We start from the raw sequence: 9,122 nt of genomic DNA on the forward strand, positions 1-9,122 counted from the left end.
CCTTACTTGCCCGAGTCCTTGGTGACCATCATGGCGGCGGTGCGGTCGCTGGTCATCGGGGTGACCTTCAGGCCCTTCTTGGTGGCCCAGATGTTCTTGTAGTGGTACAGCGGAATGATGCCGACGTCATCGGACACGATCTTGACCGAGTCGCGCAGGATGGCTTCACGCTTGGGCACGTCGAATTCCGAGGTGGACTGGTCCAGCGCGGCGTCGACCTTGGCGTTGCTGTAGTGGCCCCAGTTGGAGGCGCCCAGGCCCTTCTTGGCGTCGACGGTGGCCAGGATGTTGACCAGCGCGTAGCTGGCTTCGCCCGTGCCGTTGCCCCAGGCCGGCATGCTGACCGCGAATTCGTTCTTGTTGGCGCGGCCCGAGTACACGGCCCACGGCACTACTTCCACTTGCGTCTTGACGCCGATGCGGGTCCAGAACTGCGCCACCGCCTGGGCCGTTTCCGGGCCTTGCGGGTAGCGGTCGTTGGGCACGTGCATGGTCAGCTTGAAGCCGTCGGGGAAACCGGCTTCGGCCAGCAGCTTCTTGGCCTTTTCGACGTCATTGGGGATGTCCTTGACGTCGGGGTTGTAGCCGAAGGTGCCCTTGGGCATCCACTGGTTGGCTTCGGTGGCGGCGCCCTGCAGGATGCGGTCGGCGATGGCCTTGCGGTTGATCGCCAGGTTCAGCGCCTGGCGCACGCGCACGTCCAGCAGCGGGTTCTTGTCCAGCGGCTTGCCGTTGTTGTCGGTGATGTACTGGTTGGGCGCGGGGTTGAAGCTGGGCTGCAGGATCATGACGCGCAGGCCGTCGTACGGGTAGACCGAGATGTTGGCGGCCTTCTGCAGCTTGGCCAGGTCGGACACCGAGACCTTGTCGATCACGTCGACGTCGCCGGCCAGCAGCGCGGCGGTGCGGGCGGCGGCGTTGTTGATGTAGCGGTAGTTGACCTTGTCCCAGGTGGCCTTCTCGCCCCAGTAGCCGTCATTGCGTTCCATGATGACGCGGTCGCCGGGGGTGTAGGACACGAACTTGTAGGGGCCGGTGCCGACCATGGCCTTGCCCGAGTTGTAGTCTTCGGTGGTGGACTTCTCGCCGACGTGCTTGCTGACCACGTGCACCGACGCCAGGTTCAGCGGCAGGTCGGGGTTGGGGGCCTTGGTCTTGACGATCAGGGTCAGCGGGTCCTTGGCGGTCATCGTGTCGATGGTGCGCAGGTAGCCGGCGTAGGTGGCCACGCTGCCGGGCACGGCGCGGGCGCGGGTGTACGAGTAGATCAGGTCGTCGGCGGTGAACGGCGTGCCGTCCTGCCACTTGACGCCTTCGCGCAGCTTGAATTCCCAGGTGGTGCTGTCCAGCGGTTTCCAGCTCACGGCCAGGCCGGGTTGCAGCTTGTTCCACTTGTTCTCGATCAGCAGGTCCCAGAAGTGCAGGGCCACCGAGCGGTCGCCGGCGTGGTTGTTCAGTTGCGGGTCGAGCGAGGACAGCGGATCGGCAAAGCCGATCGACAGGTTGTCGGCCGAGGCCGCGGCGGACGCGCCCAGGATGGCGGCGGTCAGGGTCGAGAGAATCAGGCGTTTCATGTTCGGGGTCCTTGGTGAGGGGGAACTTCTTTCAGGCCATGTCGTTCAGGTGACAGGCGCTCAGGTGGTTGATGGCGATTCCCTTCAGGGTGGGAACCTCGGTTTTGCAGCGCGCCATCGCATGCGGACAGCGCGGGTGGAAGTGGCAGCCGCCGGGCGGGTTCAGCGGGCTGGGAATCTCTCCCTTGATGGCGGTGAAGGTCTTGTGGCGCGATTTCAGGTTGGGGATCTCGGCCAGCAGCGCCTGGGTGTACGGATGGTTGGGGCGGCGGAAGACCTCGTCCACCGGCGCCGTCTCGACCACGCGGCCCAGGTACATGATGACCACGCGGTCCGACAGGTGCTCGACCACGCCCAGGTCGTGGCTGATGAACAGGTACGTCAGGTTGAGCTGTTCGCGCAGGTCCATGAACAGATTCAGGATCTGCGCCTGGATCGACACGTCCAGCGCGGCCACGGCCTCGTCGCACACCAGCATCGACGGCTGCACCGCCAGGGCGCGGGCGATGCCGATGCGCTGGCGCTGGCCGCCGCTGAACTGGTGCGGATAGCGCTGGCGCAGGGCCGGGTCGAGGCCGGCGCGTTGCAGCTGGGCGCTGACGTAGTCGTCGAAGTCGCCGTTGCCGACCAGGCCGTGGATGCGCGCGGCCTCGCCGACGATCTCGTCCACGCGCAGGCGCGGGTTCAGGCTGGCGTACGGGTCCTGGAAGATCATCTGCACCTTCAGGCGCGCGGCGTGGGCCTGGGCCGGCGTCATGTCGGCGGGGCGCAGGCCGTTGATCAGCACCTCGCCGCCGGACGGCGTCAGCAGGCCGGCCGCGATGCGGCCCAGCGTGGACTTGCCGCAGCCGGACTCGCCGACCAGGCCGACCACTTCGCCGGGGCGCACCACCAGGTCCACATGATCGACGGCGCGGGTGATGGCGGGCGGCTTGGACAGGCCCAGGCGCTGCAAGGCGCGGCTGGCGGCGCCGACGGGGCGTTCGCCAAAGCGCTTGCTGACCTGGCGCAGGTCGATGAGCGGGGTGGCGTTGCCGGCCGTGCGCGCGGCGGCGTCTCCGGCCCCGGCGTCGAGCGCGGCGGGATGGGCAGCGGCGTGCGCGCCATCGCCGGTTGCAATGCCCGAAGGCGGCGCCGCGTTGGCGCCGTCGCGGGTGTCCGGAATCGTCGTCTGGCTCATGCCGTCACCTCGCCCAGTTGGCGCGACGGATGAAAGCAGCGCACCTGATGGCCGGGCAGCACGTCGGTGATGGCGGGCTGCTGGCCGCATTGCGCCGTGGCGCGCGAACAGCGCGCCGCGAAGGCACAGCCGGCGGGCAGGGTGAGCAGGTTGGGTGTCATGCCGGGAATCTGGCGCAGGCGTTGGCCGCGCTGGTTGTTGCTGGGCAGGCTGTCGATCAGGCCCACCGTGTAGGGATGCTGCGGACGATCGAGCACGTCGTCGACCTTGCCGTGTTCGACGATGCGGCCGGCGTACATCACCGCCACGTCGTCGGCCAGGCCCGCCACCACCGACAGGTCGTGGGTGATCCAGATGAGGCTGGTGCCGTGTTGCTGCGCCAGCTTCTGCACTTCGGACAGGATCTGCGCCTGGATGGTGACGTCCAGCGCCGTGGTCGGCTCGTCGGCGATGATGAGGTCGGGCCGGTGCAGCATGGCGATGGCGATCGCCACGCGCTGGCGCATGCCGCCGGACAACTGGTGCGGATACGCCAGCAGCCGTTCTTCCGGGCTGGGAATGCCCATCATGCCGAGCGTGTCGCGGGCCAGCTCGCGCGCCTGCGACTTGCTCATGTTGTTGTGGGCGCGCACCGTTTCGATCATCTGCACGTCGACCCGCAGCACCGGGTTCAACGTCATCATCGGATCCTGGAAGATCATGGCGATGCGGTTGCCCTGCAGCTTGCGCAGCTCGCGCGGGGCCAGCTGGGTCAGGTCGCGGCCCTGGAACAGCACCTGGCCGCCGACCACGCGGCCGGGGGCGTCCACCAGGCCCATGATCGAAAAGCCGGTGACGGATTTGCCCGAGCCGGACTCGCCGACCAGGCCCAGGATCTTGCCGCGCTCCAGCGTGAAGGACACGTCGTCCACGGCGGGCAGGGTGCCGGCGCGGGTGAAGAAGTGGGTGCGCAGGTTGCGCACTTCCAGGGTCGGCACGTTGGCGGCGGCCGGCGCCGCGACGGGACGGGCGGCGCTCATTTGTGGGTCCTCGGGTTCAGCACGTCGCGCAGGCGGTCGCCCACCAGGTTGATGGCGACGATGGTGACCAGCAGCGCGATGCCGGGGTAGAAACTGATCCAGTATTCGCCGGACAGCATGTATTGGAAGCCGTTGGAGATCAGCAGCCCCAGCGACGGTTCGGTCACGGGCACGCCCAGGCCCAGGAAGCTCAGCGTGGCTTCGAGCGTGATGGCGCGCGCGATCTGCAGGGTGCCGATGACGATCAGCGGCGGCAGGCAGTTGGGCAGGATGTGCTTGAGCATGATCCGCCAGTTGGGGATGTCCAGGCAGCGCGCCGCCTCGACGTACTCGCGGCGACGCTCGACCAGGGCCTGGCCGCGCGCGGTGCGGGCGTAGTAGGCCCATTCCAGGATCACCAGCGTCAGCACCACGTTGCCCACGCCCTTGCCCAGGTAAGCCAGGATCATCATGGCCACCAGAATCGACGGGAACGACAGGATCAGGTCGACCAGCCGCATGATCAGCGCATCGACCTTGCCGCCGGCATACGCCGCCAGCAGGCCCAGCAGCGTGCCGATGATGCCGGCGATCAGCGCCGAGCCCACGCCCACCATCAGGCTGATGCGCAGGCCGTACAGGATGCCCGACAGCAGGTCGCGGCCCTGGCCGTCGGTGCCGAGCCAGTAGTGGAAGGTGTTCAGGCCGTTCATCGTGCCCGGCGCCAGGCGCGCGTCCAGCACGTCGATCTGCAGCAGGTCGTAGGGGTTCTGCGGCGAGATCCACGGCGCCAGGATGGCGGCCAGGATCAGCAGGGTGGCGATCACCAGCCCGAACACCGCCGTCTTGGACGACAGGAATTCCAGCAGGTTGCGGCGCCAGGGCGATTCGCGCTTGAGCGCAGGGGCGGCGGTTTGCATGGCATTTGCCTGGGGAGTGTTCGGAGCGCTCATGCCGAGGCCTCCAGCCGCACCCGCGGGTCCAGCACTTTGTACAGGATGTCGACGATCAGGTTGAGCGTCACGAACAGGCACACCACCACGATCAGGTAGGCCACGATCACCGGGCGGTCCAGCGCGTTCAGGCTGTCCAGGATCAGCTTGCCGGCGCCGGGCCAGGCGAAGATGCTTTCGGTGATGACGGCGAAGGCGATGGTCGAGCCCAGCTCCAGGCCCAGCACCGTCACCAGCGGGATCATGGTGTTGCGCAGCACGTGCACACAGACCACCCGGAACGGCGACAGGCCCTTGGCGCGGGCGAACTTGACGAAGTCCAGCGGCATCACGTCGCGCACGCCGGCGCGGGTCAGGCGGATCACCAGCGAGATCTTGAACAGCGACAGGTTCAGCGCCGGCAGGATCAGGTGGCGCCAGCCGTCGGCCGTCAGCCACGACCACTGGAAGCCCAGGAATTCCACCGTCTGGCCGCGGCCGCTGGCCGGCAGCCAGCCCAGCGACACGCTGAAGGTCATGATCAGCATCAGCGCGACCCAGAAGGTCGGCAGCGAAAAGCCGACGATGCTGCCCGCCATCACCAGCTTGGAGAAGCGGCTGTCGGGATACAGCCCGGCCAGCAGGCCCAGCGGCAGCCCGATGATCACCGCCAGCAGCAGCGCGGCGATGGCCAGTTCGAGGGTCGCCGGCAGGCGCTGGATCACCAGTTCGACGGCGGGGATGTTGTAGACGAAGCTGTTGCCCAGGTTGCCGTGCAGCGCCCCGTTCAGAAAGCCCAGGTACTGTTGCCACAGGGGCTTGTCCAGCCCCAGTTCGGCGATGATGCGGGCGCGGTCGACCTGGTCGACGTCCTGGCCGATCAGGATGTCGACGGGGTTGCCGATGGCGTGCAGCCCGACGAAGACGATCAGCGTCATCAGGAACACGACCACCGCGGCTTGCGCCACGCGGCGGAGCAGCCAGCCGGTCATTGCGCGGTCTCCGCTTGCCGGGCCGCGCCGGGCGCCGGGGCCGGCGTCCATTCGTCGCCGAACACCTCGGGTTCCGCGAACGCTTCCATGTTGGCGTAGTGCGTCGCCACGTCCTCGCGGTAGAACAGGCCGGCGATGCCTTGCGCCAGGCGCTTGGCGCCTTCGCTGATGGCCGGGATGTCGCCCGACACGGTGCCGTGCGTCAGCGCGGCCGGGTACGAGAAGCAGTGCACCCGGTCCAGGCCGGGACAGGCGCCCGGGGTTTTTTCCTGCAGCTCGAAGGCCGCGCCCAGGTCGGGCGAGTCATGCAGTTCCTGGTCTTGCTCGCCAGCGGCGGGGGTGTAGCGGTCGCCCCAGGCGCGCACGTGCGGCGCCAGCGCGGCGAATTCCGGACGCACGGTCCAGTCGATGCGGAAGCCGGTCGAGAACACCAGGAAGTCCAGCGTGAAGACGCCCTTGGGCGTGGTGACGCGGATTGCGTCATCCACCAGCGCCAGGTCCTGCACGCCACAGCCCAGGTTGAAGCGGGCGTTCGGGTGGCGCGACACGCGCAGCGTGCTGCCGCGCGGCGGCGGCACCTGGGCGGCGTTGATGTAGTGGCGGATCTTCCACTTCCAGTCGTCGGGCAGGTTCAGGTGGCCGTGGGTCAGGCCGGGGTTGCCGGCGCCCTTGCCCTTGTTGATGCGCGGGATGTCGTTGCGGCGGATCAGCAGGTCGACGCTGGCCGCGCCCGCTTCCAGGGCGGTGGCGGCGCTGTCCATGGCCGACGCGCCCGCGCCCACCACGCCGACGCGCTTGCCGGCCAGGGTGGCGTAGTCCAGCACGTCCGACGAGTGGGCCCAGCGGTTGCGCGGCAGCTTGCGCGCGAAGTCCGGTACGTAGGCGCCGCCCAGGCCGTCGCGGCCGGTGGCCAGCACCACGCGGCGCGCCAGCACGGTCTGGCGGCCGGCGGGCGATTCGATGTCCAGCTGCACCAGCTGGTCGGCGCGCGGCAGCACGGCCAGCACGCGGTGCTGGTTGCGCACGTCCAGGTTCAGCACGCGGCGGTACCAGCGCAGGTAGTCCATCCACTGCAGGCGCGGGATCTTGTCCAGCGCGTCCCAGGCTTCGCCGCCGAACTGCGCCTCGAACCAGGCGCGGAAGGTCAGGGCGGGCAGGCCCAGCGCCGGACCCGTCAACTGCTTGGGCGAGCGCAGGGTTTCCATGCGCGCGGTGGTGGCCCACGGGCCTTCATAGCCTTCGGGCGACTGGTCGAAGATCGGCGCGATGATGCCCAGGTGCGTCAGCGAGGCCGCCGCGGCCAGACCGGCCATGCCGCCGCCGATGATGGCCACGTCCAGCACCGGCTGGCCGTCGACCAGGCGCGGCGTGACCCAGGGCTTGGCGGGGATTTCCAGCCAGGACAAATCCTGGCGCAGGCGCGCTTCCAGCGCGGCCAGGCCTTGCGGGGCGGGAGCGAGGGGTTGGTTCATGCGGGCGTATCCGTAAGAGGGGCGTCATCGCCGTAGATCGACTGCAGCAGCGCGCCGTGCTGGCAGGCGTCGTGCAGCACGAAGCCGGGCAGCAGCTGCGCGGCGGCCTGCGCCAGGGCATCGGCCATGGCCTGGCAGGCCGGCGTCAGGGGCTGCGACTGCGAGGTGATGACCCCGAAGAAAAAGGGAATGTCCAGGTCGATCGGGCGGATCGCCACGCCCGCCATCGGCGCGCCGTAGGCGGTAATGGGTTCCAGCACCGACACGCCCAGGCCGGCGCGCACGGCGGCCAGGGCGTTGACGGACGAATTGGTTTCGATGGCGCCGGCGGCATGGCCCAGCGCCGCGTCCAGCCGGCGGCGCAGACGGTAGGGATTGGCCATGGTGATGACGCGGCGCCCGGCCAGCTCGGCCACTGGCACCACCTCATGGCGCGCGGCCGGATCGTTTTCGGGCAGCGCCACCACACAGGGCGCCTGGCCGATCCAGTGCACGGTCAGGCCGCGATGCTCCAGCGGCAGGCTGGTCGCGCCCAGTTGCGCCGCGCCGCTCAGGACGGCGTGCACCACGCGCTCGGGCGAGGCGCTGCGCAATTCGATGCGGGGGGCGAGGTTGGCGTGCGGCTCGATGCGCTTGAGCGCGTCCGGCACCAGCCCGGCGGCCAGCGCCGAGGTGGCCGCCAGCAGCAGCGGCTGGGTCTGGCCGCGGGCGATTTCCTCGGCCCGGTCGCGGATCTGGCGCAGGCTGGACAAGGCGCGTTCGACGTCGTCGTAGAGCAGGAAGCCCTGCTCGGTCGGCGTCACGCGCGGCCCGCTGCGGGCGAACAGGGCATAGCCGATCTCGGCCTCCAGTTCCTGCAGCAGGCGGCTGATCGCGGGTTGCGAGCGGCCAAGCAGACGCCCGGCAGCGGTGACGCTGCCCGTGGACATGACGGCCGCGAAGGCCTCGAGTTGACGAAGTTCCATCTGTCTTGCTTTATGCCAAGGACGAATTCTTGCGTATCGAGTATGCGCTCGGCAAATAATTAAAGGGCATAAGCAAATTCCCTAATCGGGATTTCCTTATGCCCTTTCATTACTTCGCGTTATTTCAATGACTTACGGGATTACCCGTGGGTCAGCCGTCGCAAGCGGGGGACTTTTGGGGGATTTCTCGTTGGCGTCTCGCCCGCATACTGATCCGACATGCTGCCGGCGCCGTGGATAAAGCCTCCGGCGAAATGGAGCAGGCTCGCATGGCTCGAACAGTCTTTCTCAACTCTTGAGCACGTCTGCTTTGCCCAACGGCGCATTGGCCTCTGTGGGGGCAGGCAGCAGCTCGAAGTTTCGACCGAAGGCATGAACGCCGCAGCTGTCGACGGTGCCTGCGGGATCCCACTGTCCGTTCCTGGTCACAATGATCGCTTCACCCATGAGTGCGACTCGGAGGGCGAAGACCCAGAACGTGAATTCTGATTGCCTGATCATCCCGTATTGGACCTGGCCCATGGTGACGGACTGCGGCGGTGGTATCAGGCCAAGCGTCCATTTCAGGGCGATGCCAACGGGCCAGAGGCGCGCACGAACGCTTGTGGGTTTGAAGTACAGGAGCTTGACGCGGGTTGCCATGGCATACCCCTCTATCGTGTGTAACGCACGGTCAGCCTATCAAAGCGCATGGCCACCAAATACACAGGAAAACCCTGAAACTGCACCGCGGATTCGAAGGTCAAGCGCGGTCCGTTCCGCAAGAGGTCAGTCCGCCGGTACGATAGCGCCGGAATTACATCACCTTTACCGCTCGGCCGATGAACTGGATCGGGCCGGTCGGTTTGCCGATGGGCGAGCCGGTGGCCGGCTCCAGCGTCAATTCAAACAACTGGTTGGGTTCCAGCGGGGGGCAGCTTGTCCAGCGGGATGCGCACGGGTTCGCCCGGCTTGACCAGGCCCAGCGACACCGGGCCGGCCCAGCTGTCGGCCTTGGTCCAGAACTCCA

Annotated in this window: 8 protein-coding genes and 1 pseudogene; all 9 read right to left on the reverse strand. The window is 67.9% G+C overall.

The annotated features are described in order from the left end of the window. Positions 1-2: 2 nt before the first annotated feature. The gene (locus AOZ49_RS23950; RefSeq protein ID WP_054478145.1) at positions 3-1,574 is read right to left on the reverse strand and encodes an ABC transporter substrate-binding protein; all 1,572 of its coding nucleotides are present in this window, start codon (positions 1,572-1,574) and stop codon (positions 3-5) included. A gap of 31 nt (positions 1,575-1,605) precedes the next feature. Then, positions 1,606-2,754, reverse strand: coding sequence for an ABC transporter ATP-binding protein (locus AOZ49_RS23955; protein ID WP_231690428.1), 1,149 nt, complete (start codon positions 2,752-2,754; stop codon positions 1,606-1,608). After that, positions 2,751-3,773: an ABC transporter ATP-binding protein gene (locus AOZ49_RS23960; protein ID WP_054478146.1), complete on the reverse strand. Its 1,023-nt coding sequence runs from the start codon at positions 3,771-3,773 to the stop codon at positions 2,751-2,753. The genes AOZ49_RS23955 and AOZ49_RS23960 overlap by 4 nt, the downstream gene beginning before the upstream one ends. Next, positions 3,770-4,672, reverse strand: coding sequence for an ABC transporter permease (locus AOZ49_RS23965; protein ID WP_054429737.1), 903 nt, complete (start codon positions 4,670-4,672; stop codon positions 3,770-3,772). Before AOZ49_RS23965 ends, AOZ49_RS23960 begins: the two co-directional genes overlap by 4 nt. A gap of 29 nt (positions 4,673-4,701) precedes the next feature. Continuing rightward, on the reverse strand, positions 4,702-5,676 hold the full coding sequence (locus AOZ49_RS23970; protein WP_054415963.1) for an ABC transporter permease: 975 nt from the start codon (positions 5,674-5,676) through the stop codon (positions 4,702-4,704). Next, positions 5,673-7,148 carry a flavin-containing monooxygenase gene (locus AOZ49_RS23975; RefSeq protein WP_054429736.1) on the reverse strand — a complete coding sequence of 492 codons (1,476 nt, stop codon included), beginning with the start codon at positions 7,146-7,148 and terminating at the stop codon, positions 5,673-5,675. Before AOZ49_RS23975 ends, AOZ49_RS23970 begins: the two co-directional genes overlap by 4 nt. Beyond that, positions 7,145-8,113, reverse strand: a complete 969-nt coding sequence (locus AOZ49_RS23980; RefSeq protein ID WP_054429735.1) for a LysR family transcriptional regulator — start codon at positions 8,111-8,113, stop codon at positions 7,145-7,147. Before AOZ49_RS23980 ends, AOZ49_RS23975 begins: the two co-directional genes overlap by 4 nt. A 288-nt stretch (positions 8,114-8,401) precedes the next feature. Continuing rightward, a complete protein-coding gene (locus AOZ49_RS23985) occupies positions 8,402-8,755 on the reverse strand; it encodes a hypothetical protein (protein ID WP_054478148.1) in 354 nt (117 codons plus the stop codon). Positions 8,756-8,909: 154 nt separating this feature from the next. Next, positions 8,910-9,122, reverse strand: a pseudogene (locus tag AOZ49_RS31950) (anti-sigma factor domain-containing protein); the annotation flags it as partial.

It is taken from the genome of Achromobacter sp. 2789STDY5608615 (genome assembly GCF_001298995.1).
Lineage (GTDB): Bacteria > Pseudomonadota > Gammaproteobacteria > Burkholderiales > Burkholderiaceae_B > Achromobacter > Achromobacter insuavis.

What these genes read in the sequence shown, in the direction of transcription:
- AOZ49_RS23955 (WP_231690428.1), bottom strand. Translation starts at nt 2,754, where the DNA reads ATGAGCCAGACGACGATTCCGGACACCCGCGACGGCGCCAACGCGGCG.
- AOZ49_RS23975 (WP_054429736.1), bottom strand. Translation starts at nt 7,148, where the DNA reads ATGAACCAACCCCTCGCTCCCGCCCCGCAAGGCCTGGCCGCGCTGGAA.
- AOZ49_RS23980 (WP_054429735.1), bottom strand. Translation starts at nt 8,113, where the DNA reads ATGGAACTTCGTCAACTCGAGGCCTTCGCGGCCGTCATGTCCACGGGC.
- AOZ49_RS23965 (WP_054429737.1), bottom strand. Translation starts at nt 4,672, where the DNA reads ATGCAAACCGCCGCCCCTGCGCTCAAGCGCGAATCGCCCTGGCGCCGC.
- AOZ49_RS23960 (WP_054478146.1), bottom strand. Translation starts at nt 3,773, where the DNA reads ATGAGCGCCGCCCGTCCCGTCGCGGCGCCGGCCGCCGCCAACGTGCCG.
- AOZ49_RS23985 (WP_054478148.1), bottom strand. Translation starts at nt 8,755, where the DNA reads ATGGCAACCCGCGTCAAGCTCCTGTACTTCAAACCCACAAGCGTTCGT.
- AOZ49_RS23950 (WP_054478145.1), bottom strand. Translation starts at nt 1,574, where the DNA reads ATGAAACGCCTGATTCTCTCGACCCTGACCGCCGCCATCCTGGGCGCG.
- AOZ49_RS23970 (WP_054415963.1), bottom strand. Translation starts at nt 5,676, where the DNA reads ATGACCGGCTGGCTGCTCCGCCGCGTGGCGCAAGCCGCGGTGGTCGTG.